This window comes from Hahella chejuensis KCTC 2396 (genome assembly GCF_000012985.1).
Taxonomy (GTDB): domain Bacteria; phylum Pseudomonadota; class Gammaproteobacteria; order Pseudomonadales; family Oleiphilaceae; genus Hahella; species Hahella chejuensis.
Genome location: NC_007645.1, coordinates 4765524 through 4789208, shown reverse-complemented (window position 1 = coordinate 4789208; position 23685 = coordinate 4765524). Strand labels below are relative to the sequence as shown.

The window sequence follows — 23685 nt, the reverse complement described above, 5'->3', positions numbered from 1 at the left end:
TAATGCTTATTGATTATGTTCGGCGTTGCGCCGATATGATTCCGGGCGGCGTGTTTTTTGACTTTTCGACATCGAAACGTCATTAAACCCGATTCCCGGGCGCGATAAAAAATAGGGGCTTTAATATAAGAAAAAAATGGCCCCATCGAGAAAAATTAATGAAATTTAACCACATGTCGCGTATGGGCGAGCGCCGAGGGAGACAGGGCCCGACATGTGCTGGCCCTGTCGTTGCTGACACATAGCAGGAAGCTATTTGTCTGCCTGATTAATAATTAACTGCAAGGCGTCGCTGAGAGTAGGGGCGAAGCCCAGACTGCCCTCGACGGGTTTTACGTTGGCTTTGGCCAGCGTACGTAAAGGTTGGAACTGCAGATCCGCCAGGATGAGCGTTTGGCCCCGTTGCTGACACAATCGTGAGAATTTGTTGAAAGCGGATAACCCGCCTGCGTCCAGCAGGGAAACCGCGTCCATATACAGAATCAGGCCCTGTTTTGTCGTCGTCAGCATTTCCAGCTCGGAGAACACCCGGTCGGCGGCGGCGAAGAACAGGGGGCCGTTGATTTTATACACCGCCCAATTGTCCGGTAGCGGCGTGGAGACCAGCTTGGGATGAGCAGAGATATCGGAGACCTTGGTCATCATCGATATATCGCGCATAAACAGCAACGCGGCCAGGACGATACCGGCGGAAATCGCCAACACCATATCGAATAGCACGGTCAGCGTGAGGCAGGTCATCAATACCAGAATATCTCCGGTAGGCGCTTTTTTGATCAGGGCGACCACCTTATGCGCTTCGCTCATATTCCACGCCACCATTAATAACAGCGCCGCCATGGAGGCCATCGGCAGATAGGCGAGCAGCGGTCCCAGCGCGATTAACCCGGCCAGCACCACGGCGGCATGAACCATGCCGGAAACGGGAGACTCGGCGCCGGAACGGTAATTGGCGGTGGAGCGCGCAATGGCGGCGGTCGCGGTAATACCGCCGAAAAACGGGACCACAAGATTGCCGATGCCCTGACCCAGCAGTTCTCCGTTAGCCTGGTGGCGGCGCCCGGTCATACCGTCCAGAACGACGGCGCAGAGCAAAGACTCTATCGCGCCCAACATGGCGATGGAGAACGCCGCCGGCAGCAGCTGTTCAAAGGTGCTCCAGGTCCACGCCAATGGCTGACCGTCCGGCCCTGGCTGCAGCCAGGGCCAGGTAAAGTCGGGAAATAAACTGGGAATGCCGTGGCCCACGCCGCCGTCGGCGAGCGGATAAGTGAAGCGAGAGCCAATGGTGTCTACAGGATGCCCGGCTGATCCCAGTGCAAGAGAAACTGCGACGCCAAGCAAAACGGCGGGTAAGTGTCCGGGGATCGGCATTTTCAGTCGCGGCCACAGTATCAGTAACGCCAGAGTGAGAGACGCCACCAGGACATTCGCCCAGTCCAAGGTCGGCAGCGCCAGCGCCAAGGCGTGGACTTTGCCGATATAGGATTCCGGCATTTCGGCGAGGCTGAGTCCGAAAAAGTCTTTCACCTGTAACGTGGCGATAACGATAGCGATGCCGGAAGTGAAGCCCAGGGTGACGGATTCAGGGATGTATTCGATCAGTCTGCCCAATCGCGCCAGAGCCAGCCCCACCAGAATGAAGCCGGACATCAGTGTCGCCATCAGGAGGCCCGCCAGTCCGAACTGGGAGGCGATGGGGAACAGGATCACCACAAAGGCGGCGGTAGGGCCGGATATGCTCAGGCGGGAGCCTCCGGTCAACGCAATCAGGAAGCCCGCTATCATGGCGGTATAAAGGCCGTGTTGCGGCGGCACGCCGCTGGCGATAGCGAGCGCCATGGCCAGGGGGATGGCGATAATACCCACAGTTACGCCGGCGATAAGGTCCTTGCGAAAGCGGTGAAGGTTGTAGGGTTCTTTGATGCAGCTATCGACAAAGGCGCTGGCCAGACGTACCGAACGCAGATGCGCGCGATGTGGCATATGGACTCCGAAGATGTGAAGTTAAGGATCTCGGCGTCTGACTGGTCAGCCATGCTGATGGGGTGCGGTCAGGCGCGCCCTTAGTTTAGCATGGCGTAAAGGTGAAAATGTTATCTTATTGATTTTAAAATATTTTTTTGGGTGATTTGAGGCGCGGGGCCCTTACCCGCGGCTTTGAGCGAAGTCAGCGGGAGTATGGAAAGTCATGTCCTCGCCGGAATAGGGATGCTTAAAGCTCAGTGATTGCGCATGCAGCAACAGACGCTCGCTGGCGGCCAGGGCCTCCGGGGAAGCGTAGAAACGGTCGCCCAGGATGGGATGCCCAAGCGACAGCATATGTACGCGCAGCTGATGCGAGCGACCGGTAATGGGATACAGCTCCACCAGGGTGGCGTTTTCTTCCCGGGCCAGCACGCGGTAGCCGGTCACCGCCGGCTTGCCGTGCTCAAAACATACCTTTTGCTTGGGGCGGTTGGGCCAGTCGCAGATCAAAGGCAGATCCACTTCGCCCTGATCTTCTTTGATCACACCCCAGACTTTGGCGACGTAGGTCTTGCGCACCTCGCGCTGCATGAACTGCCGTTTCAGCTCTTTTTCCGCCTTGCGTCTTAACGCCAGCACCAATACGCCGGATGTCGCCAGATCCAACCGATGTACGACATGGGATAGGGGATGTTTCTCTTTTACCCGGCTCCAGACGCTGTCGTACAAATGCGCGCCGCGTCCCGGACTGGTAAGAATGCCGCTGGGTTTGTTGACGACGATAATATCTTTGTCTTCATACAGCGTTTCCAACCAGGGGTCGGTTGGAGGGGAATAAACGAAATCATCTTGCATGGGCGGAACGGCTGGCCAAGTGAAATAATAAACCCCAAGGGCGGGAATCCGGCAGTTATAAGGCGGTTCGCAGGATAAATCAATCAAGTATTATTATTGCCGAGTCGCCGGCCATACACTACCTCGGCGCTGGATACAGAGGCGCTGGCGCGTAGAGCAGGCAAGAGATCCATCAAGAAGAAAACTGGGACGGAAATCGTCGCGGGGGATAGAGCATGGAGCGTGGTTACCTGACAACCTTATGTTTGTTGGTTTTTCACCAGATTGACGCCGCTTACTGGAAAGAGTGGGAGATGTTTCAACTTCCGGGAGGCGTGCAGGGATATCTGATTTTCAACATGCTGGCTTTGCCCATGCTGCTTTACGGATATCGACAAGTGTTGCTGAAGAAACGCAATGCGGTCTGGTTTTCCTATATCTGCGCGGGCCTTGGCATGCTCACGTTCCTCATTCACGCCGGCTTCTTTCTCGCCGGTTACACGCAGTTCAAGCTGCCGCTGTCCATCGCGTTGATTATCGCCTGTCTGGTCAGCGGCCTCTGGCAGTTTTTTCAGACCCGGTTATTCGAAAGACATCAACGCTGACGCCTTGGCGTCAGCTTAGGTCTGGTCTTGAAAGAACAGACCTTGAAAGAACAAGTTTTATTAATATGGCAATGATATTGACATGTTAATAACCAGGCGCATGGATGCGCCTGCGCGGCTGTTAGCCGCGGGAGACAGGGCCTGACATGTGCAGGCCCTGTCGTTGCAGACAAATAGAAGGAAGCTATTTGACTGCCTGATTAATAAAAAATTAAGTCTTGAAGAAACTGAGCTTGTCATCCAGAGAGTCCGCCATATTGACCAGTGACTCGCTGGTGGCGGCGGTTTGTTCCGCCATGGAGGCGTTACGATGGGTGATGTCCTTCAATTGCTCCAGCTGGGTGAAGACATCTCGAATCCGGGTGGTTTGAATCGAATTCGATTGCGACACGCTGGAAATTCTGCCGCTGACTTCCTCAATTCCTGCGGCGATGGTTTTTAATTGCTCCGCCATCTGTGAGACCTGATCGGAGCCCTTGCCTACGCCAGTCACCGCCAGCTCGATCAGACTCTTGATGTCTTTGGCGGCGTCCGCGGAGCGTTGCGCCAAAGCGCGCACTTCCGCCGCCACCACCGAAAATCCACGGCCTTGCTCACCGGCCCGCGCCGCTTCGACCGAGGCATTCAGCGCCAGCAGATTGGTCTGGAAGGCGATATCGTTGATGACTCCGATAATGTTATTGATCTTCTCGCTGGATGACTTGATGGAAGACATCGCCTCGAGGGTAGTGGCGGAAACACTGAGGCCCAGTTGGGCTTCTTTGGCGGCGGTCTCGGAGACGTTGCGCGTGGCTTTCGCCAGCTCGGAGGTGTTATCCAGCTCCTCACGCAGCTCTCCGATCAGGCGCGTTGCGCTTTCAATCGCAGAGGCCTGTTCTTCGGTGCGGCGGGACAGATCTCTGGAGGCGCTGGACACTTCCCCGGTGCTGGACGTGAGACTTGTGCTATCGGAGCGACACTGAATGGCGATCTCATGCAATGACCTGATGGTCTGGCGCAGGTGGTCCTGTAATTCGCCGAACTGCCCAGGCTGTTTGTCTCGCGTTCTCAGGTCCAGCTGTCCCTGGCTCAGTCGCCGGAAGCTTTCTTCCAGCCTTGCGAAGCTGGAAGCCAGCGTGTCCAGCGTGTCATTGATCGCCACCTTCAGATGGTTAAGGTCGCCCGGGAAGGTTTCTTCTATGCGGTTGTCAAAGACCCCTTCGCGCATGGCCTGAAGTCTTTCCTGTACGATGCGAATCGTGTGTTGGAACTGTTCCACTGCTTTATTGACCAGCGTGAGCGTGCGTGCGAACTCGCCCTGGATGCGGTGGTCTTCTTCAAGAGTCGTCAGGCGGCCTGCGGCCATGGCCTCCATGATGGAGTTGATGCGGCCCATGGAGCGTCCGGTGACGGCGATAGAGTGATTGATGTGCTCGCGCAACTGTTGCATGTCGCCTTTATACTCGGAGGTGATGGGGGAGCCGAAGTCGCCGTCGCCGAGTTTTTTTACGGAATGTCCGGCTTCCCCGATGAATTTCCGCCAACGATCAAACAGATGGTTGGTCGCGTTCGCCACTCTTCCCAGTTCGTCCTTTCTCACGCTCTCAATCCTGCGGGAAAGGTCGCCGCTTTCCTCTACGTCCAGCAGTACTTTTTCGATGTGGGAAAGGGGCAGGGTAATACTGCGTATGATCATCAGTGAGCAGGCGATAACCAGAGCGATTATCGCCAGGGCGATAGTCAATCCTGCAATCAGACTGGATTGAAACTCTGCCTTGAGATCGTCCACATAGGCGCCGGTTCCCAGCACCCACTCCCACGGAGCAAACCCCTTCACAAAGGAAAACTTCTCTACGGGTTTTTCGAAGCCGGGTTTGGGCCAGTAGTAGTCAACCACGCCTTCTCCGTCCGCCTTCACTTTCTCCGCAAAGGCCACGAACAGCGCTTTGCCGTTGGGGTCCTTGATCCCGGTGGCGTCCTTTCCGTTCAGTTCGGGTTTGATGGGATGCATCACCACATGAGGATGGTAATCGTTGACCCAAAAGTAGTTGCCATTGTCGTAACGCAACTTCGATATGTCTTCCAGAGCGCGGGTTTTTGCTTCCGCTTCCGTGAGCGCTCCGTTTTGGAAAGACTGGTAGTGGCTTTCTATGATGGAATATCCGTTTTCCACCAGATGACGCAGTTCTTGCTGGCGGGTTTCTTCCAGTGTCTTGTAGTGAGTGTAAAGCGCCAGAATCAATAGAATGAGCGTGCCCGCGATGGCTACTGCGATAAGGGCGTACATCTTCTGGCGCACGGAGATCGTATTCAGCATGAGAGCGACCTTCTCGGGTTCCTTGAATGTGTTTAAAAGTCTAGGTCAACCCAGGCGCAATTCAATCGGACGCTGCGGTTGCAAGCAGATGATGGAGAGCTTGTCTTTGGCCTGGAAGTCGCCTGCAATGGCAGGATTAAGAAACTATGCAATCCTTTTGTCATAATCCATTTGTATGTTGATATAGGCTTGCTTGTACTATTGTTTATTTCCAATACGCCGCAACTTTGAAGGTTTATGTGACAGGTGAATCTTCAGGAAAGCGGCCTTATCTTGTGCTTGTTCATAGGGGCGCTGTTTTGCCTGGTCGTCAATTTTCCATACTTTTCATCAGTAGACTGAACACCATTGTGTTAATGGTGGTGCTGTTGGCGATGGCTGGCGTGCTGGCTTTCAGCATGTATCGGTTGTCTTTGCCAGAGCAACTGAATCTGGCCTACCAGGATACCCGCGCCACGGTGAATGAGACTCTGGCGGGACAACTCAACGGCTATCTCTCTACGGGGGAAGCGACGCTGCTGACTGCTATGGAAGATACTGTCCGCGAGCTAAATGAAGTAAAGCTGTCGCAGTTCCCTCAGGATATCCAGACAGCGATTGCACCGCCGTTGCAGACGCTGTCCGAATTCATGCGCACGGATCTGCGAGCCTCGGGCAAGCTCTCCGGCAATACCCAGCAACTACTGCAACAGAATGAGCGGGAGATTTCCGATCAACTGTCACTGCTGTCCGGGTACGCCCGTAAGGGTATGGAAGAGAAGCCGGAGGCGGCGGGGGAATATTTCGTCAAGATCGCCGCCGCCTATGAAAGCCTGCTGGGGCTGAGCGAAAAGCGTGAAAACTACTTCAGAACTTCTGACGCCAGCCTGTATGAGACAGTCACCAACAGCCATCGCCAACTGGTGAATAACATCGCTGCGCTCACAGGGCTGGAGCCCCTTGGCGTGATGAGTGAGAAGGAAGAAGATGACTTTCTCAGTATGCTGACGGGCGAGAGCGGATCGGATGCAGAGCAATACGATCTGGTGGAGGACTATCGCAGTGAGCTGCAAAGTTTGTCCGGACGCTATTTACGGGAGTTGGATAACACGCGTCAGATCATTGAGAACATCCATAATTCGCATGTGCGGGCGGAAGAGTTGCTGACCGCGCTAACCTCGGCGATCAGCGACGTTCGGACGGTTATTGACGTGCAGCGCGAACGCATTGTGCAGTCGGTATACTGGGCTCTGGGGGTTGCTGTGGCGACGGTAATGGTTCTCGCATTGGTGTTTGCATTCATTTAGGCGCGCATCGCCCGGCGCATTCAAGCGATTACCCCGTCCCTCAGAGCGCTGGCCAATGGGGATTTCACGGATAAGCAGCGGATCTCTTCCAGAGTGAAGGAAATTGATAGCCTGGGCCGCTCCAGCAGTGAGCTGCGTGATTACCTGTCGCAACTGGCCAGGACCATTACAGATCAAGCCAGCAGCGTGGTGGCGGTCAGCGCGCAGATGAAGGCGTTGTCCAGCGCATTGACGGATAAAATCGATGCGCAGAATGACCTGGCCGCCATGTGCGCTACGGAGGTCAACGAAATGAGCGCCTCCATTCGCGACGTGGCGCAGACCACCCAGGAAGCTTCTGATTCCGCCTCCCGCGCGACCGAGACGGTGAAAGCGGGGCAGCACGCCATGGCGGCGGCGATCCAGGGAATGAATGATCTGCAGGACAGCATCGGCCATAGTAACGCCGTCATCGCGCAGCTGCAGAAGGATAGCCAGGATATTGAGAAAGTGTTGGCGGTCATTCAGGGCGTCGCCGAGCAGACGAATCTCTTGGCGTTGAATGCGGCGATTGAAGCCGCCCGCGCAGGTGAAATGGGGCGCGGCTTCGCCGTCGTCGCGGATGAAGTGCGCCAACTGGCCCAGCGTACTTCCAGCTCCACCGACGAAATTCGCGGCATTATCGACAAGGTTATGCGCGGCGCTAACGCGACAGTTGAACTTATTTCCAGGCAGGGAGATATTTCCCGCGCCGCAGCGGAGAAAAACCAGTTATCCGGCCATCAGTTGCGCGAAGGCGAAACCGCCGTCGCTACGATCTATCAAATGAGCACAGTCATCGCCTCCGCCACCGAGCAACAGTCCACCGTGGCGGACAGCGTCAACCAGCACATCCAGAAAATCTCCAGCCTCAGCGACGAAAGCCGCCGCGCCGCCGAAGAAGGCGAACGCTGCAGCGAACAACTGGTCGCCATCAGCGGGCAATTGCAGCAACTGGTGGATAAGTTGAGCTTGTAGCGGGTATATTGCCCGCTCTGTTGTCACGGTTCTGAGCACAAGCCTCGTGACAGCTTCGTAAGCACTCAACTGTACGCGACAAGCAATGAATCAAGACGAAATCCGCCAGCTGATTATTCAATCCGCCGACGCCAGAGGCTACACCGATCGCCTATTAATAAAAGAGCTGCGGGCGCAACTGGCGCCATGTGATCCTTCCGCGTTATTTAAAGGTTTGTACAGCCTGTTTCTATCCGACGACAGCAATTACCAAAATCGGCAAGAACTGGCTGGCAGGCTGCTGTACAAGCTATACCCCCGGTTGCACTTAGATCTGCGGCGGGTGATAAAAGACTGCTTGGCGACCTACTACATCAGTGTGCAAGAGCTACCGCAATACTTGGTCTTGCTCTGCGGCATAGAACGCGTTGTGATGGTCGTGAATGAACTGGCGGAGACGGAACTGACAGAAAGAGAAAGAATCAGCCTGAATGTTTTCAAATTTTGGCTGGGTATGGACTGATCACTCCGATACGCCAGAACCCATGTTGTCCGCCTTATAGGATTTATGTCGCGGTAACCACAGTGATATCACCGCTGTCGCCGCGATAAACCCGGCGGAGGTCCATAGGCAGGCGGTCAGTCCTGCGGTCTGGAACAGCCAGCCTGACAGGATGGTTCCGCATAGCCGTCCCAGGGCGTTGGCCATGTAGTAGAAGCCGACGTCGAGGGAGACGCCGTCTTCTTTGGCGTAGCTGACGATCAGATAACTGTGCAATGAAGAGTTGACGGCGAAGACGGCGCCGAACGCCAGCAGTCCTGCGACGATGGTTGGGCCGGGCGGAAACTGCATGTACAGACCTATGGCGATCGCAGCAGGCGTCGCCGCCAACGCGGCGGCCCAGACGGTTGCGCTGACGCCGTCAGGCGTTGCGCCTGCGGTCAGCCTGGGGGCGACGGACTGTATGACGCCGTAACCGATGATCCAGGCGGCGAGAAAACCCCCCACTCCCCAGAATTCCCATCCCAATTGCTCACTAAGAAAAACGGGCAGGGCGACCACAAACCAGACGTCCCGTGATGCGAATAGAAACAGCCGCGCTGCGGACAGAATATTCAGCGCCCGGCTTTTGGAAAAAATATCCCGGAATTTCGGCTTATTCTTGGCTTTGCCCATATCCTGCTTCAGCCAATACAGGCTGGCGATCCAGACCAACATGATCGCTATCGCCATACCCGCCAGAGAGCCGCGAAAGCCAAACAGCGCCAGTAGCGCTCCACCAAGAAAAAAGCCAACGCCTTTCAGCGCATTTTTGGAGCCGGTCAGCAACGCCACCCATTTATAGAGCTTGCCCTGAGCGTTGGTGGGGACCAGGAGTTTGATCGCGCTTTTGGCGCTCATCTTGTTGAGGTCTTTGGCGACGCCGGACAACGCCTGGGCGCTCATGACCCAGGGAATGCTTAACCAGGAGGAAGGAACTGTCAGCATGGCCAGGGCGATGACCTGTAACGCCAGCCCCAGATTCATGGTGCGGTTGAGGCCGATGCGGGCGCCGAGCCAGCCTCCGAAAAGGTTGGTGACGACGCCGAAAAGCTCATAAAAGAGAAACAGCAGCGCGATGTCCAGGGGCGCATAACCAAGCTGGTGAAAATGCAGCACCACCAGCATTCGCAACGCGCCGTCGGTCAGAGTGAACGCCCAGTAATTGCCAGTGATTAGTAAATACTGACGCACCTGAGGAGACAAGCTGGCGATGAAAGACATAACGGCTTCTGCTCCAATATCCCTTTATGCGGCGCCGACCATGCGCGCCAGCTCCACCGTACGGTTGGCGTAAGCCCATTCATTGTCGTACCAGGCGTAGACTTTCACTTGGGTTCCGTTCACCACCATGGTGGAGAGTGCGTCGATAATGCTGGAACGTGGATCGGTACGGTAATCGATGGACACCAGCGGGCGCTCCTCATAACCGAGGATGCCTTTCAACTCGCTCACCGCCGCCTTTTTAAACAGCGCATTGACTTCCTCTACGGTGGTGGGCTTCTCCACTTCGAATACGCAATCGGTGATGGATGCATTGGCCAGGGGGACGCGAATGGCGTGTCCATTGAGGCGCCCCGACAGCTCGGGAAAAATTTCCGTGATGGCGGTGGCGGAGCCGGTGGTGGTTGGAATCAGGCTCATACCACAGGCCCTGGCGCGACGCAGGTCCTTGTGCGCGGCGTCAAGAATGGTCTGCGTATTGGTGAGGTCATGAATAGTGGTGATGGAGCCATGGCGTAAATGCAGGTTTTCATGAATGACCTTCACTACGGGCGCCAGACAGTTAGTGGTGCAGGAGGCGGCGGTGACAATGCGGTGCGCCTGTGGAATGAAACAATGGTCATTAACGCCCATGACGACGTTCAATACGCCTTCCTCTTTTACTGGCGCGGTCACCACGACGCGTTTGACGCCCTGAGCGAAATAAGCCTCCAGCAACTCTTTCTTGCGCATCTTGCCGGAAGCCTCGATGACGACGTCGCAGTCAGACCAGTCTGCGCCGGGGATGGACTTTTCCGCACTAAGAGCAATGTGCTTGCCATTGATGTTAATACCATCATTGTTCGCCACGGCCTCATGCGCCCAGCGACCGTGGACGGAATCAAAATTCAGCAGGTGGGCGTGGGTCGCCGCATTACCGGCGGGGTCATTGATACGTACAAACTCCACCTCGGGCCAATCCCAGGCGGCTCTAAGCGCCAGACGACCAATACGGCCAAAGCCGTTGATGCCGATTTTTATTGTCATAACCAACTCCTGTTTGCGTTGTTTATTCAGCGATATGGCGATGCTTGCAGACTTTAGCAGCAGGAACGGGCGCTGTCGGGTTTTATCGTGCTTACGCAACAGCTTTGTTCAGCCGTTGAGGCCATCGCCTCCTGTTTGGCGACGCTCTTATCACCGTAAGTCGGAATGGCTTCCAGGCTATGGAAGGCTTCCCAGGCGACGCCATCGGGATCAATGGTCCAATGCTTGTTGGAGCGGGCGTAGCAACAGGCGGTCCCTTCTTCCTCTGTCATTGGGCGGCCGGCGTTCTCCATCATTTCTCTTACTTGATCAAGCTCAGTTTCGTTTTCCGCCTGAATGCCGAGGTGGTCCAGACCCTGTTGCGCCGAACGATTGGAAATAGCGAAGTTAACCCGTGGATCGTTTAATTCCCACTTGGCGTAGTCGTCTTTAAGAATAGTCGGCTCAGCCGCAAACAGGTGTGAATAAAAGCGTACGCTGGACTGCAGGTCTTTGACGCTTAAGTGTACATGAAGACGTTTCATATCATTCTCCTGTATATATGGTTAAAGATATGTATTCGTGGGCCGGCGTTATTCGCAACAGGTGGAACCGGCGCCGGGCCTTGCGCACATATCAGCGAGTCTGCTCTTGACCTCCTGCATGAACCCTTCATTGCCCGATGCGGAATGCTCAAGCGTGGCTTTTATCCAATAGGGCAGGGTTGGGTTCAGACGATAGTAGACCCATTGCCCTCGCTTGCTGTCCAGAAGCAGGCCGGACTTGCGGAGTTGCGCCAGATGACGGGAGATCTTAGGTTGGATTTCCTGTAAGGCGTGGGTCAGTTCACATACGCATAATTCGCCTTCGCTCTGTATCAGAAGCATAAGACGCAGACGGGTTTCATCCGCCAGACACTTAAAGAATGAGACGGGAGACATGATGATTTCCTGTATCGTATATGCGGAATATCATATATATGAAATTTCGTATGTGTCAATGCTAAAGAACGGGAAAGATAAGCACGGAAAGTCGCAAAGTGTGAGGGGAGGTGTGAGAGCGAGAGGAAAGTTAAGGGAGGAATGTAAGAGAGGAAAATAAAAGAAGAGAGAAAAATAAAAAGAGAGGGCGCTGCTACCGAGCGCCCGGAGGCAAGTTCAATCTTTACTGCGCAGCCGCCAGTTTCGGCTTGATCAGACTGTTGGTCAGCGCCGTGCCGGCGAACACCACAAGGCAGCCGCTTAGCATGTAAATAGTGACCGGCTCGTCAAGGACGACATATCCCCAGAACATGGCGAACACCGGAATCAGGTAGGTCACGGTAACCGTCTTGGTGGGGCCGATGCGGGACAGCAGGCCATAGAAAATAATGTACGCGAGGGCGGTGGAAAATACGCCCATAACGATCACTGAAGTCCAGGCGGCGGTGGAAATATCTCCTTGCGGCATAGAACTCCAGGTGAACGGCGCCAGCGCCAAAGCGGCGGCGATCTGGCTGGCGGCGGCCAGCACCATGGGCTGTACGCCGGTCATGAAACGCTTGGTGTAATTGGCGGAGACGCCGTAGCTGAGGGTGGCGGTCAGGGCGGCCATAATCGCCAGAGTGGGGCCGGTCAGCGAGAACTCGCCTTTACTGACGATCAGGATGGAAACGCCAAAAAAGCCAATCAACAACCCTACTGTTTGCCAGCGGTTAAGCCAGTCCCCCAGCCAGAGCGCGGCGATGATGGCGCTCCACAAAGGCACGGCGGCATTCAGAATGGAGGTAAAGCCGGCGCTTACATGCAGCGTGGCGAATCCCAATAGAACGAAGGGCAGAGCGGAATTACTCACGCCCAAAAAGATATAGTGAGGCACATGGGCCCAGCGCAGCTGGCGCCGGTATTTGATCAACATAATCGGCGTCAGGCAGAGCGCGGCGATGGTAATGCGCAACTGCACCATCGCTACCGGACCGAATTCCGGCGCCGCGATGCGCATGAACAGAAAGGAGGCGCCCCATAATCCTGCGAGGGCGAGCAGGTTGATCAAGTCTTTCTTTTCCATTGTCGACGCTCATACTGATACGGGTAAAGATGACAACATGCCCTCTTTTGCAAGCCAATGATATAAGTGGAAATATCCGGTTATTAAGGGTGTTTAGAGAAGTGCGTTTTCCAGTTCTAAAAGCGCCTGCTTTCTATTCAATCCACCGGCGTAACCGGTCAATGAGCCATTACCGCCGATGACGCGGTGGCAGGGAATAATGACGGAAATAGGGTTGCGTCCCACCGCAGCGCCAACCGCTCGCGTGGCGCGGGGGCGGCCTAGAAAATTGGCGATCTGTTGGTAGGTGGAAAGGCGCCCGGACTCAATGTCGGACAGCGCGCTCCATACCTCCTGCTGAAACGCAGTGCCTTTCGGAGCGAGAGGAAGGTCGAAACGCTGTAACTGGCCGGCGAAGTAGAGCTCAAGCTGGCGCGCCGCCTCCTGCAAAACGGTGCAATCAGGGTTATGACGCCATAGCGTCGTGAGCTCTGGATAATACTTCTGGTCTTCAAAATAACAACCGGTAAGTTCGCCATTCTGGGCGGCCAGACGGATGCGCCCTAAGGGCGAGTCGATATCGAAATACTCAATCATGGGGTAACTCCAAACTTCTCCATAAATGCATGACGGCGTATCCTCGCCACGGTCGCCATTCCTCCGCCGCCCGCGCAGACTGTTTCGCGTCCACGCCGCCCAGCGCTTTGCGCACGCCGACATCCGACGCGGGAAATGCATCCGGCCAGGACATGGCGCGCATGGCGATATATTGGGCTGTCCAGTCGCCGATGCCGGGGATAGCGTGCAGGCGTTGAATTTCCTGTTCGACGTTGGCTGCCGGACTCAGTGTCAACTCGCTACGCAGCATCGCAGCGGCGATTTCCTGAATGGCGCGCACTCGCGTTCGAATGACTCCAAGGGAGGCCAGCTCCTCAACGGGCAGGTTGACCAGCGTCGCTGCGCTGGGAAAAGTGCGGTTTATCTCTGGAAATGGGGTCTCAATAGGGTCGCCGAACTTGTCCACCAATCTGGCCAGTAACGTACGCGCCGCCGCGACGGTGATCTGTTGCCCGAGAATGGCGCGCACGGCGATTTCAAATCCGTCCATACCGCTGGGAATACGCATTCCAGGCTCGTTTTGCGCTAACGTTCCCAACACTTTATTGATCTCCTGTGGAACGCAGGAAACATCGAAAAAGGCGCGCAGACGGTTGATGAGGTAGCCAATGTGGCGGCTGAGCGTACTGTCCAGACGAATGCGAATACGGGCGGCGTCTGCTTCATGGCTGGCTTCAAACCAGCCCACGGCGGAGTCCTCTCCCGCTTCGACTCGGACAATCCTGTGATAACGTCCGTCGACGACCGCGTCCACGCCGGCGATGGTCCTGGCGCTTAGAAAGCTGAGCAGGGCGTCCCAGGCGTACGGCGGACGGTAGGGCATCTCAAAGCTGATCATATCGGTTTGCGCCGGCCCTGAACGACGCCGTACTTTGGAGGGAATCAGTCCGTAGTGTTTCTGGAACAGATCATTGAAACGACGGGTGCTATTGAATCCCGCCGCCAGCGCCACATCCGTCATAGACAAGTCGCTTTCCGTGAGTAGTTGTTTGGCCAGCAACAGGCGATGTGTTTGTGAATACTGAACGGGTGATACGCCGAACTCGCTCTGAAACAGGTCGCGCAGATAGCGGTCGCTGACGCCGACCCGCGCAGCCAGTTGCGCCAGTGAACGTCCACGCAGAAAGCCTTGTTCAATCAGGTTGGAGGCGGCGCGGGCCAGCTGTCGCTTGCTGTCCACCGCCGCGAGCCCGGGTGCGAGTTCCGGCCGGCATTTCAAACAGGGCCGAAAGCCGCCGTTTTCCGCCGCCGCAGCGCTACGGAAAAACAGTGTATTTTCCTTCTTTGGCTTGCGGACGGCGCAGACAGGTCGGCAGTATACGCCGGTGCTGGTGACGCCGACGAAAAAGCAGCCGTCAAAGCGGGGATCTCTGCTGATCAGCGCGTTGTAACAAGTGTCGTGGTCGAGGTTGGCGTTTGTCTTCATAGAGGCTATGCTAATCCTCAACACGAAGCCTGTCTCGCCATTTTCGGAACTGTTGTTTTTTCATTCCCGACAGACCGTTTTTCACTTCAGGCAGTTCGTTGTATTATCCGGAAAACCGGTCCCCCGCAATTGCGCTGAATGATAATAACCAGGAGCTTATATGGCCTATACGCCCGAGCTGATTGATGAAATCGAGATCCTCGCTAAATACAATCTCACCACGACCCAGGAAGGGTTGAAAGTGCACCAGACTGCAGGGCAGAAAATGGTGACGGCGGCGAAAAGGCTGCATGCGAAAGGGCTGATCACCCAGGCGGACGGCGGTTACCTGACCAGCCTCGGCCACGACGCGGCGGAACACGCCCAGGCCCTGCTGACCATATTGAAGCCGGTTTGATGTGGCTGTATCAACGTTAAACAGCTAAAGAAAAAGCGCCCCGAGGGGCGCTTTTTTGATGGAAAATTAAGCAGACTTCCTTCTTCGTAGAAGAATCAAACTTGCTGACAAACCAAAGAGTGCGAGTGTACTTGGCTCTGGTACTGGTACATGGTTTGCAACCACTTTTAGAACTAAGGTCTCGTAGTCGGCGCCGGCTATGACTTCCCAAGTCCAACCCATACCCCCACTCAAACCAGGAAAGGAGAAGTCACTAAACTCGCCGACGATAGATGTCGCGCTGAACAGGCTGAATGCGTCCCCTAACTTTGGCTTGAACGCGTCTTCAAGCTGAACTGTGACAAAGCCATCCAAAGTTGCTGTTCCATCGATTGCTAGCGCAGCTGTGTCGTCGCTGAGCATCCAGTCGCCGATGGTAATGGACAGAACGCTGGCGCTGTCTTGCGTAAAGTCGCCATTTAACGTCAGAGAGCCGCCTTTAGATTCAATCCGGCCGCCTTCTTTGTTGTTCAGCTTCCCAACCATTTGGCCGTGACCGGAAATAGTTCCGTTGTTGTCTATAAATTGGGCTCCAAAGCTTCCGTTTGAAAGGTTCACTTTCATATGGTCAGATACCCAGCCTGAAGAGTACCCAGTAGCGCTTAGATCACCAAAAACGCCGCCGTTAGTAACGTTAACTTCGCCGGAGAATTCGATAGGTGAATAGGGGTCGTACAAACCAATGCTGTTAAACTCAAGCTGTGAACCGGCCCCGTCAATATTAATCGTACCGCCACCGGCTAACATGCCCGCTTGGGCATAGGCGCCATCTCGATAGGTCAGTTCACCGCCAGCGCTAAGGTAACCTCCATGATAAATACGTGTGTCTGGGCCTTCCGCGGTAAATTTACCGCCAATAAAGGAGTCTGACAGGCCGGCGTATGCTCCATTGGTAAAGAGGGCGACGCCATCATCCTGGTAGAATGCAGAAGAAAGACTTAAAGATGAATTGTCAACGACCAGACTGGCGCCGTCACGTTGCTGCAAATAAAGTCCCTCAATTCCAGAATGATCTTGCATGACGAGTGAGCTGGATTTCCCCTCCATTTTCACTGCCAGATTAACCCACGATAGTTGGCTATTGTTCATAACCATTTCGGAAGAGCCGCCAGTTGAACTCTTAATTGAGGTTAACGGAGGGTTATGGCCGCTCGGATTGTCTTGAAAAAGGATTTGTCCGTTATTGAACGTCAAACTTGTGTTTTCCCCTCCTGTACCGCCGATGGTGAGGTTTTTTTCGATTGCAAAGCTATTCTCTATCGTCAATTGGTCGTTGTGGATTTCTACACTTTCGACTGTGGTAGCGTCGCTATCATTAAAAGTGACTGTATAGGGGCTGGCTCCGCCAGTATTGAAAACTGCTGTATCGCCAGACTTTGGAGTTACTCCGCCTTGCCAGTTAGAGGCGTCGGAAAAGGCTCCATTTACTGGTTCTTTCCATTCAATGATTCCTGCGTTGGATAATGATGGAACGCTAAGGAGTAATAACGGCAGGACTGAATATGTCCGTATGGGTTTCATTGAAACACCTCCAATGTGGCAGGTTATTCTTAGTAGTGGATTTGGTTTTAAATCATGCGCTTTAAAGCGCCTTTTCTGGTCAAAACCCGGCAGTAATCGACAGGCGGAAGTATCTTTCCATGACACTGTGCGGATCTTTACTCAGCAAAGTAACGTACTGAATCAGGACTAGAATATAAAGCAAAATATATTCCATAATTGTGTGTTGTTTTGCATTTCATGTAAATAACATTTTGTTGTATCGGCGAGAATGGCGAGATGTGTAAAGTATTCAATACAAAATGTTATTCTTTACTACAACAGTTGTCCTGTTATCAAAATATTCCTAGGCGTTATCTCGCGACTGCAAAATTCCCGCACTGTCACCTCATAGCCCCGCTCTTGTAAAAACAGAGCGCGATCCAGCGCCAGCCAGATTTCCAGTGGTCGGCGAAAAAGATGCCTCACCAGTTCTAATCTGCGCACTTCGCGGTAGCGTGAACGGCCGGTTTCCGCGAAGTGAGAGTAATCGATATCTGTGGGCAGAGTGAGGTGTTTTTCACGCGCCGCCCATGCGCAGAAAGCGTTGAAGTCGCCATTCAGCATTGCTTTGGGCAAAGAGGGCGTGGGAAGGTATTCGTCCTGGCTCCGTAATTGGCGTTGTAGCTGGTCAAACCCCAGACGCCATTGGCTTTCTTTCTCTCTTTGTGCGCGCTCTTTCGCGGAAGCGGTCACCGTTTCCTGCACCGCCAGCGAAACATCCTTCAGAGATAAGGTCAGTTTGGCCTCACGGGCGGTCTTCGAGAGCGGTTGGTATTGCTCGCCGAGACAGAGTTTGTGATAACAGCAAGGCGCGATGGCGACGCCGTCCGCCGCGCTGTCCACACTGGCGCGCAACAGGTTTACGTGCAGCTGTCCGCAGGCGTGTAAGCCCAAACGCCAACCGCCGCGATACTCTTCCCTGCGGGAGTCGAACGGTTGTAGCAAGTCTTGTCGAATATAGCGAATCGGCAGTTTCTGTTTGTCCGCCAATGTCTGGCCGCTTTCGCATAACTGGGCGTCCAGTTCAAAACAGAACAGCTCGACGTTGTTGGCGTCCGCTACGGCCCGGGCGAGATGGCCTTTGCCTGAGCACCAGTCGTGAACGGGTCCGCTCAGTGGCGGAAGGGCGGCGGCGAAGGCGGTAACCTGACGCCATTTGCGCCCAGGGGCGTGCAGCGCGTCAAAAGGTGAAAACGTCAGAGAACGACTTGGCGCGGCGACTAACTCACTGGCCCGCGCCAACTCCTGCAGCCAGGGCAGAAAAGGATGAGCGATCGCCTGAAACCGGGCTGGTTCGGCGGAGCAGGATTCGACCACTGTGTCAGACAGACTAATGACTGCGTTATAGAGCTCCGGGTGCGTATGACGCCAATTCGGAAGAACCTCTTCAAAGGGGCGGGGTTTCCAGAAATTCTCATGCACGGCAAGAAGGGCGTCGAGGGATTGGAAGCGTTGACGTAAATCCAGATCGTCCCGCTCAGAGACGGCGTCAGGATGCAGCGGAACAGCGGCTGACATATTGGGTGATATGTGACCAGTGGAAAGGTGCGCCGATTTTATAGTGATTTCGGCTTTTGGCAAGTGAAATGTAAATGCTTAATAACGGGAAAGTCCCTGTTGGAGGCGCGGTTCGCCGTGACCTTGCGCGCGCCTTTCGTTATATTGCACGGGTTTTGCTTAAGCCAAAAAACACACTCGCTTTTTCAGGTAGGAAAACATCCATGATGAGTACGACCGATCCGCTGTGGAAACAGGCGCTGGCTGGCGCGCAGATGCTGTTTGTCGCATTTGGCGCGCTGGTTTTGATGCCCCTCATTACCGGACTTGATCCCAATGTCGCATTGTTCACCGCCGGCGTAGGCACGCTGCTGTTCCACCTGATTACTGGCGGCCAGGTTCCCATATTCCTGGCTTCTTCATTTGCTTTTATCGCGCCGATCATGGCGGCGAAATCCACTTTCGGTCTGCCCGCCACCATGGGAGGACTGATCGCCACCGGCTTGACCTACATGGCTCTGAGCGCGGCGGTGAAATTCAGAGGAACCGGCTTTCTGGATCGACTGTTGCCGCCGGTGGTGGTGGGGCCGGTGATTATGTCCATTGGCCTTGGCCTGGCGCCCGTGGCCGCCAACATGGCGATGGGTAAAAGCGGTAATGGCGCTCTACAACTGGTTCCCTATGACACGGCGTTGATGATATCCCTGCCTGCGCTGGCGTTGACCCTGATTGTGGCGGTGATGGGCAAGGGGCTGCTGCGTTTGTTGCCGATTTTATGCGGCGTGGCGTTTGGATATGCGTTGTCGATGACTTTTGGCGTAGTGGATATGACGCCAGTGCTTAACGCCGACTGGATCGGGCTGCCCGCTTTTGTGGCGCCGGAGTTCAGTTGGGGAGCGATTCTGTTCATGATCCCTGTCGCCTTGGCGCCGGCGGTGGAGCATATTGGCGATATCCTGGCGATCAGCTCTGTGACTGGCAAAAACTATCTGAAGAAGCCGGGGTTGCATCGTACGCTGCTCGGCGATGGCGTGGCCACTTCGGTCGCAGCGGCGTTTGGCGGACCACCTAATACGACTTATTCTGAAGTGACCGGCGCCGTTATGTTGACCAAAAACTATAATCCCAAAGTCATGATCTGGGCGGCGGCCATTGCCGTGGCGCTGGCGTTTGTCGGTAAATTCGGCGCGGCGCTGCAAACGATTCCTGCGCCTGTAATGGGCGGCATACTGTGCCTGTTGTTCGGCTCCATCGCGGCGGTGGGTATGAACTCGTTGATTCGTCATCAAGTGGACTTGAGTGAAGCGCGTAATCTGGTGATAGTCGGCGTCACGCTGGTGTTCGGGATTGGCGGCATGGTGATTGGAGATGGAGAGTTAGGCCTGAAGGGAATATCCCTGTGCGCCTTTGTCGCCATTATTCTGAATGTTCTACTGCCGATGCCCGCTGGGCGCAAAGAGCATATTGAACGAGTTGAGGATATGATCTGATTTCGTCTAAATCGACAGGGCCTGCGCATGTCAGGCCCTGTCTCCCGCGGCTAACCGCCGCGCAGGCGCATCCATGCGCCTGATTATTAATGGGTGTGAGGAATGGGAACATGATAGATATCGCCTCCCACTTCCAGCACATAATATTCTGGCGAGCCTCTGTAGCGCATAATCATCGTGGACTCGGCTGATTCAATATAGTGAGCCACCACTTTAAGAGGCAGTTTTGCGTTAGGGCGCATTTCCTCGCCTTTTTCGTTCAGTACTACCATCCTGCCGTCACTGGTCATCGTAATTCTGAATGGCGCGTATTTATCCACATTTTTAGCATCATGTCTTTCCCCGGTATTCGGATGGTTAGGGAAGTTTGGGTCTCCGTCGCTGGGTTTGGTTCCCGGAGTATGAGCGCAGGCGCTGAGGGAAAGGGAGGAGCCCAACGCCAGGGTGTAAAGCAGCTTCATCAATTTCATTATCGTCTCCTTGTTTTTACGTTTTTTATTTAGAAAGACAGCTGTATGCGGCTGTATAGGAATCTTTTCGGGTAATACCTTGGGTAATCCAGCTCACTGTTCAGGATTTCTTTGTTGTTATCGAAGAGATTGTCGACGCCAAACTGCAACTCACCAAAGCGGCGCGGCAGTTTATAGTCAAGGCGGACATTGAAAGTCCAAAGATTGACGTTAAAGTCTCTTTGATCATCAGAGGCGAAAGACGCTTTTATCGTTTGGTCGGTGTATATGCTCTCCATTCGCATAGAGAGATGTCTGGGTAGATAAAGCGTTACGCCCAGTGGAAGGCTGTGTGTTTTCGCCCGGTAAATAGACCCTGTGCCAAACTGACTGTCTTCCAGGTCCTGGTCTTCATACTCATAGGCGATATCTACTGTAGCGGAAGGAGAAAGTACGCCAAAATAATAGAGCTTGTAATTTTCAAACTCATGGTGCGGCCTTTCAGGTTCTTTCTGCAGAAGTCTTGGGCGAATATCCACGGTGCGTCGCATCGCTTCCAAGCCCCCACCAATGCGGCTGCCCAACTTGTAATCCACTGCCGCGGCGTAGGTCTTTACATCTGAACCGTTGGGATCGTCATACAACTGATTGAAACCAAGGATTTGCGCTGGCTCGATGGTGCGGTCAGCGGCGATATCGCGTTTGAGGGATCTAAATGTCGCCAATCGGAGAGTAAGCTGTTCAGTTGGCGTGAATTCAACGCCGAATTTGGGGGACCATTGTTTAATTTCGTCAGTGGCGCTGTCGCTTAAATCGATATCCGGTAACGGGAATGGAAAATCAATAAAAGTGTTGCTTGTTCGTTCAAGCTGTAAATTATCGTAGGCTGCGCCGACCAATAAAAATATCGATTCTGTCGGCTGGATTCCAAAATAGGTATATATATTTCGGTGGGTTATGTCGTCGTCGTTATTGATATATCCAGCAGGGTTCTGAATGTTCGTTTTCGTTTCAATCGAGGCCCTTCCGGCGCCGGTTTGAGCATAGAAGTTTGATGCGGTATGGATATACTGCACCTCGTAAGTACGCGGCTTACGGTCTGAAACGGTATCTGCCGCAGCCAGCGCCTGCTCTTCCTCGAACTTCTGGCGAATAGCGGAAAACAGCCAACTGTTGTGGTTGTCCAGGCGGCTGGCTAAGCCAACTCTGTAGGTTTTCGTATCTACACTGCGGCTCTCTGGATCGGTGTCTGGGGCAATGGTTTTCAGCTTAAACAGATGATCATCTTTTTCAGCCTTCCGCGCTTCCAATTGAATGCTGATGGAGGGATGGACCTGCCACTGCAAAAACCCGTTGTAGATATTCTGTTCCTGATCTTGATCCTGCCCGTTGCGAAAACCATCGCTCTCATAATGATACTGGCCCAGGCTGGCGCTCACCGGGCCCTGTAAACCAGAGACGACGATGTCTTCTCCCCAGGTGTCGTCGCTGCCGACAAAGCCGTTGCTCAGACCGTAAACGCCATCTTGTAGAAACAAGGGATGGTATTCATTGACGCCGCTGCGTGAGGGGCCAAGCCCTTCCACGATAGGTAGTCCAGTCTCGTAGAGTTGCGGTTGCAGCGGATAAGCGGTGACGGGTTGCCAGAGCTGCGCCTGCATCAGTTCGGAAACCCGGGCGGCCTGATGATTGGGTTGCGACAGGTAGCGATCCGCCAACAAACGATGGCCGTCGGCGCTGGTCGGATCTTGTCTGAGCGCTTCCCAGCCCTCTAAAAGCACCGCCTGGTCGAAGCCCGCTTCACCATAGGCGCGAGCCAATGCTGCGCTGCGGGCGGCGGAGTCGCTTTGCAGCAGCCCGTCTGAACGGTAGACGGCGCGATTGCGGTTCAGTTGCTTGGATTGCTCTAGTTCTTCTATGGCGCCGACCGGATCGTTGCTGAAGAGCTTGTTGACGCCATCGTAAAAATACGGCGTTGGATCTTTCGAGTCCCGCTCTTTCGCTAACAACCATTGCTCGCCGGCGTCGTCGCTGCGCTTTTCTTCGAAGTAGGCGCGGCCCAGGTAGCTGCGCAATACGGCGTTGTTGGGGGACAGGCTGACGGCGACTTCAAGGTTATTGCGACCGGCTTCCAGATCGCCGCCGCGCAATTTGGTCAGGCCCAGTCCCAGCCAGGCGTCAGGGACGCCCGGATCAGCTTTGATCGCACGCTGAAAGTGGGCGTCGGCGTCCGCCAGTTTATGCTCGAATAACGCGATAAAGCCCTCGGCGATTTGCGCCTGAGGATGCGTTGGCGCAATTTCCGTGGCGCGGCTGGCGGCGTACTTTGCATTGCTGTAAGCGCCAGAGGTGAGCTGTAGCTCCGCCAGGCGAGTCCATACGATAACGTTATGCGGCGCGGCCACTGTCGCTCTTTCGGCGGCGGCAATGGCTTCCGGCAGATTTATGTTGGCTTGCCAGGCGTAAGATAAGGCGAGCAGCGCTGACGGGCTGTCAGCGTTCAGGGCGACAGCGTCCTGCGCCAGCTGTAATGCCTGCTGAGACTGACTGTTGACCGCAGCGAGCACGGCTTTCATGGCGAGGGCGAGATGTCCCAGGCGCTGGTCATTTTGCAGGGACTCCAACAGGCTGCCTGCTTCCTGCTGTTGCCCGGACGTCAACAATATCGCCGCCCGCGCCAGCTTTATGGACGGCTCGTCATCGGCGCCGGCGCGTAATGTTTGTAAAGCTGCATCTGGCCGATGGCGCTCAGTCATCTCCTGCGCCTGGGTCAACGTGGTGGCGACGAGGCTATCGCTTATAGCGGCCAACTCCGTCAGCACGGCGCCTGGAGGGTAATAAATCGCCCAGGCGACGGTGTCCTGAGTATTGACCTCTAAACTGCGCAAGCGTTTGTCCGCCTCGCTGAGCGCTTGTTCACCCTGGGTCAGTCTCAAACTTTCCGTGTCGGTGAAAGCCAGCACTTTGCCTTCGATCACCGTGACGGAGCCGCTTTCCGTCGCCTCTACTACGAACTCGGTGCCTTCCACCATGGCGTTAACATACGGAGTGTCGACTTCAAAGCGGTTGACGATGCGACTGAGAAAGTGAGCGACGCCTAGCTTGAGTTGCACCCAGAAGCTTTCTTTTTCGCCGTTGACGGGGAAGCGAATGATGGCGTTCTGGCTCAGGCGCATATACGTGTTGTTGCGCAGGTAAATGGATGCGCGACTGTCCTGCCCGGTGCGGAGCGTGTCGCCAGGACAGAGATATTGTTCCGGCGCTAGCGAGGTCCAAGACTGTTGAGGAAGTGACTTTTCCAGTGTTCCCTGTACGGCGATGATTTTGCCCATCCAGTCCGCGCAGGGAGGGGCGGCGACGGTGATGCCGGACAGAGTCAGGCTAAAGGAAAACAGCGCTCCCTTTGAAACACGACGCAGTAACTTGCCTCGCAGCAATAAGCCCACGGCGAACTCCTTAACGGGTTCC

The 23685-nt window shown here is 54.8% G+C and carries 20 protein-coding genes; 6 read left to right on the top strand and 14 right to left on the bottom strand.

Annotated features, from left to right (window positions below):
* Positions 1 to 252: 252 nt before the first annotated feature.
* Together dauA and rluA are read right to left on the bottom strand one after the other, a co-directional pair.
* On the bottom strand, positions 253 to 1986 hold the full coding sequence (gene dauA, locus HCH_RS20920; RefSeq protein ID WP_011398427.1) for a C4-dicarboxylic acid transporter DauA: 1734 nt from the start codon (positions 1984 to 1986) through the stop codon (positions 253 to 255).
* 162 nt (positions 1987 to 2148) lie between these two features.
* On the bottom strand, positions 2149 to 2823 hold the full coding sequence (gene rluA, locus HCH_RS20915) for a bifunctional tRNA pseudouridine(32) synthase/23S rRNA pseudouridine(746) synthase RluA (RefSeq protein ID WP_011398425.1): 675 nt from the start codon (positions 2821 to 2823) through the stop codon (positions 2149 to 2151).
* Between the two features lie 215 nt (positions 2824 to 3038).
* On the opposite strand from rluA, the gene HCH_RS20910 reads away from it, so the two are divergent.
* Positions 3039 to 3407, top strand: a complete 369-nt coding sequence (locus tag HCH_RS20910) for a DUF6713 family protein (RefSeq protein ID WP_011398424.1) — start codon at positions 3039 to 3041, stop codon at positions 3405 to 3407.
* A 211-nt stretch (positions 3408 to 3618) separates the two neighbouring features.
* Here the strand turns inward: HCH_RS20910 and HCH_RS20905 are convergent, their stop codons facing one another.
* The gene (locus HCH_RS20905) at positions 3619 to 5703 is read right to left on the bottom strand and encodes a methyl-accepting chemotaxis protein (protein ID WP_011398423.1); all 2085 of its coding nucleotides are present in this window, start codon (positions 5701 to 5703) and stop codon (positions 3619 to 3621) included.
* A gap of 299 nt (positions 5704 to 6002) precedes the next feature.
* Here HCH_RS20905 and HCH_RS20900 point away from each other — a divergent pair, with 299 nt between their 5' ends.
* The 3 genes from HCH_RS20900 to HCH_RS20890 all read left to right on the top strand — a co-directional run bounded on the left by HCH_RS20900 (position 6003) and on the right by HCH_RS20890 (position 8487).
* Positions 6003 to 6989, top strand: a complete 987-nt coding sequence (locus HCH_RS20900; RefSeq protein WP_148212639.1) for a hypothetical protein — start codon at positions 6003 to 6005, stop codon at positions 6987 to 6989.
* Between the two features lie 93 nt (positions 6990 to 7082).
* On the top strand, positions 7083 to 7985 hold the full coding sequence (locus tag HCH_RS20895; protein WP_011398420.1) for a methyl-accepting chemotaxis protein: 903 nt from the start codon (positions 7083 to 7085) through the stop codon (positions 7983 to 7985).
* 85 nt (positions 7986 to 8070) lie between these two features.
* Positions 8071 to 8487 (top strand): hypothetical protein, encoded by a 417-nt coding sequence (locus HCH_RS20890; protein WP_011398419.1) that lies wholly within the window; start codon positions 8071 to 8073, stop codon positions 8485 to 8487.
* Here HCH_RS20890 and arsJ read toward each other — a convergent pair whose 3' ends face one another.
* The 7 genes from arsJ to HCH_RS20855 all read right to left on the bottom strand — a co-directional run bounded on the left by arsJ (position 8488) and on the right by HCH_RS20855 (position 14803).
* The gene (gene arsJ / locus HCH_RS20885) at positions 8488 to 9729 is read right to left on the bottom strand and encodes an organoarsenical effux MFS transporter ArsJ (RefSeq protein WP_011398418.1); all 1242 of its coding nucleotides are present in this window, start codon (positions 9727 to 9729) and stop codon (positions 8488 to 8490) included.
* Positions 9730 to 9753: 24 nt separating this feature from the next.
* The gene (locus HCH_RS20880; protein WP_011398417.1) at positions 9754 to 10755 is read right to left on the bottom strand and encodes an ArsJ-associated glyceraldehyde-3-phosphate dehydrogenase; all 1002 of its coding nucleotides are present in this window, start codon (positions 10753 to 10755) and stop codon (positions 9754 to 9756) included.
* A 53-nt stretch (positions 10756 to 10808) separates the two neighbouring features.
* Entirely contained in the window at positions 10809 to 11279 is a 471-nt protein-coding gene (locus HCH_RS20875; RefSeq protein ID WP_011398416.1) for an ArsI/CadI family heavy metal resistance metalloenzyme, read from the bottom strand.
* A 48-nt stretch (positions 11280 to 11327) separates the two neighbouring features.
* Complete coding sequence (locus HCH_RS20870) at positions 11328 to 11675, bottom strand: metalloregulator ArsR/SmtB family transcription factor (RefSeq protein ID WP_011398415.1); 348 nt, start codon at positions 11673 to 11675, stop codon at positions 11328 to 11330.
* A 223-nt stretch (positions 11676 to 11898) separates the two neighbouring features.
* A complete protein-coding gene (locus HCH_RS20865; RefSeq protein WP_011398414.1) occupies positions 11899 to 12780 on the bottom strand; it encodes a DMT family transporter in 882 nt (293 codons plus the stop codon).
* A gap of 93 nt (positions 12781 to 12873) precedes the next feature.
* On the bottom strand, positions 12874 to 13356 hold the full coding sequence (locus HCH_RS20860; protein ID WP_011398413.1) for a methylated-DNA--[protein]-cysteine S-methyltransferase: 483 nt from the start codon (positions 13354 to 13356) through the stop codon (positions 12874 to 12876).
* Positions 13349 to 14803, bottom strand: coding sequence for a DNA-3-methyladenine glycosylase 2 family protein (locus HCH_RS20855; RefSeq protein WP_011398412.1), 1455 nt, complete (start codon positions 14801 to 14803; stop codon positions 13349 to 13351). Before HCH_RS20855 ends, HCH_RS20860 begins: the two co-directional genes overlap by 8 nt.
* 160 nt (positions 14804 to 14963) lie before the next feature.
* Between HCH_RS20855 and HCH_RS20850 the strand changes: the two genes are divergently transcribed.
* Positions 14964 to 15200, top strand: a complete 237-nt coding sequence (locus HCH_RS20850; protein ID WP_011398411.1) for a TIGR02647 family protein — start codon at positions 14964 to 14966, stop codon at positions 15198 to 15200.
* A 66-nt stretch (positions 15201 to 15266) separates the two neighbouring features.
* Here the strand turns inward: HCH_RS20850 and HCH_RS20845 are convergent, their stop codons facing one another.
* Together HCH_RS20845 and HCH_RS20840 are read right to left on the bottom strand one after the other, a co-directional pair.
* The gene (locus HCH_RS20845) at positions 15267 to 16760 is read right to left on the bottom strand and encodes a PEP-CTERM sorting domain-containing protein (RefSeq protein ID WP_011398410.1); all 1494 of its coding nucleotides are present in this window, start codon (positions 16758 to 16760) and stop codon (positions 15267 to 15269) included.
* Between the two features lie 294 nt (positions 16761 to 17054).
* On the bottom strand, positions 17055 to 18299 hold the full coding sequence (locus HCH_RS20840; RefSeq protein WP_011398409.1) for a methyltransferase: 1245 nt from the start codon (positions 18297 to 18299) through the stop codon (positions 17055 to 17057).
* A gap of 203 nt (positions 18300 to 18502) precedes the next feature.
* Here HCH_RS20840 and HCH_RS20835 point away from each other — a divergent pair, with 203 nt between their 5' ends.
* Positions 18503 to 19768 (top strand): uracil-xanthine permease family protein, encoded by a 1266-nt coding sequence (locus HCH_RS20835; protein WP_011398408.1) that lies wholly within the window; start codon positions 18503 to 18505, stop codon positions 19766 to 19768.
* Between the two features lie 86 nt (positions 19769 to 19854).
* Here the strand turns inward: HCH_RS20835 and HCH_RS20830 are convergent, their stop codons facing one another.
* Both HCH_RS20830 and HCH_RS20825 read right to left on the bottom strand, forming a co-directional pair.
* The gene (locus HCH_RS20830) at positions 19855 to 20238 is read right to left on the bottom strand and encodes a hypothetical protein (protein ID WP_011398407.1); all 384 of its coding nucleotides are present in this window, start codon (positions 20236 to 20238) and stop codon (positions 19855 to 19857) included.
* A gap of 29 nt (positions 20239 to 20267) precedes the next feature.
* Positions 20268 to 23663, bottom strand: a complete 3396-nt coding sequence (locus HCH_RS20825; protein ID WP_011398406.1) for a FecR domain-containing protein — start codon at positions 23661 to 23663, stop codon at positions 20268 to 20270.
* Positions 23664 to 23685 lie beyond the last annotated feature (22 nt).

What these genes read in the sequence shown, in the direction of transcription:
- dauA (WP_011398427.1), bottom strand. Translation starts at nt 1,986, where the DNA reads ATGCCACATCGCGCGCATCTGCGTTCGGTACGTCTGGCCAGCGCCTTT.
- rluA (WP_011398425.1), bottom strand. Translation starts at nt 2,823, where the DNA reads ATGCAAGATGATTTCGTTTATTCCCCTCCAACCGACCCCTGGTTGGAA.
- HCH_RS20910 (WP_011398424.1), top strand. Translation starts at nt 3,039, where the DNA reads ATGGAGCGTGGTTACCTGACAACCTTATGTTTGTTGGTTTTTCACCAG.
- HCH_RS20905 (WP_011398423.1), bottom strand. Translation starts at nt 5,703, where the DNA reads ATGCTGAATACGATCTCCGTGCGCCAGAAGATGTACGCCCTTATCGCA.
- HCH_RS20890 (WP_011398419.1), top strand. Translation starts at nt 8,071, where the DNA reads ATGAATCAAGACGAAATCCGCCAGCTGATTATTCAATCCGCCGACGCC.
- arsJ (WP_011398418.1), bottom strand. Translation starts at nt 9,729, where the DNA reads ATGTCTTTCATCGCCAGCTTGTCTCCTCAGGTGCGTCAGTATTTACTA.
- HCH_RS20880 (WP_011398417.1), bottom strand. Translation starts at nt 10,755, where the DNA reads ATGACAATAAAAATCGGCATCAACGGCTTTGGCCGTATTGGTCGTCTG.
- HCH_RS20875 (WP_011398416.1), bottom strand. Translation starts at nt 11,279, where the DNA reads ATGAAACGTCTTCATGTACACTTAAGCGTCAAAGACCTGCAGTCCAGC.
- HCH_RS20870 (WP_011398415.1), bottom strand. Translation starts at nt 11,675, where the DNA reads ATGTCTCCCGTCTCATTCTTTAAGTGTCTGGCGGATGAAACCCGTCTG.
- HCH_RS20865 (WP_011398414.1), bottom strand. Translation starts at nt 12,780, where the DNA reads ATGGAAAAGAAAGACTTGATCAACCTGCTCGCCCTCGCAGGATTATGG.
- HCH_RS20860 (WP_011398413.1), bottom strand. Translation starts at nt 13,356, where the DNA reads ATGATTGAGTATTTCGATATCGACTCGCCCTTAGGGCGCATCCGTCTG.
- HCH_RS20855 (WP_011398412.1), bottom strand. Translation starts at nt 14,803, where the DNA reads ATGAAGACAAACGCCAACCTCGACCACGACACTTGTTACAACGCGCTG.
- HCH_RS20850 (WP_011398411.1), top strand. Translation starts at nt 14,964, where the DNA reads ATGGCCTATACGCCCGAGCTGATTGATGAAATCGAGATCCTCGCTAAA.
- HCH_RS20845 (WP_011398410.1), bottom strand. Translation starts at nt 16,760, where the DNA reads ATGAAACCCATACGGACATATTCAGTCCTGCCGTTATTACTCCTTAGC.
- HCH_RS20840 (WP_011398409.1), bottom strand. Translation starts at nt 18,299, where the DNA reads ATGTCAGCCGCTGTTCCGCTGCATCCTGACGCCGTCTCTGAGCGGGAC.
- HCH_RS20835 (WP_011398408.1), top strand. Translation starts at nt 18,503, where the DNA reads ATGATGAGTACGACCGATCCGCTGTGGAAACAGGCGCTGGCTGGCGCG.
- HCH_RS20830 (WP_011398407.1), bottom strand. Translation starts at nt 20,238, where the DNA reads ATGAAATTGATGAAGCTGCTTTACACCCTGGCGTTGGGCTCCTCCCTT.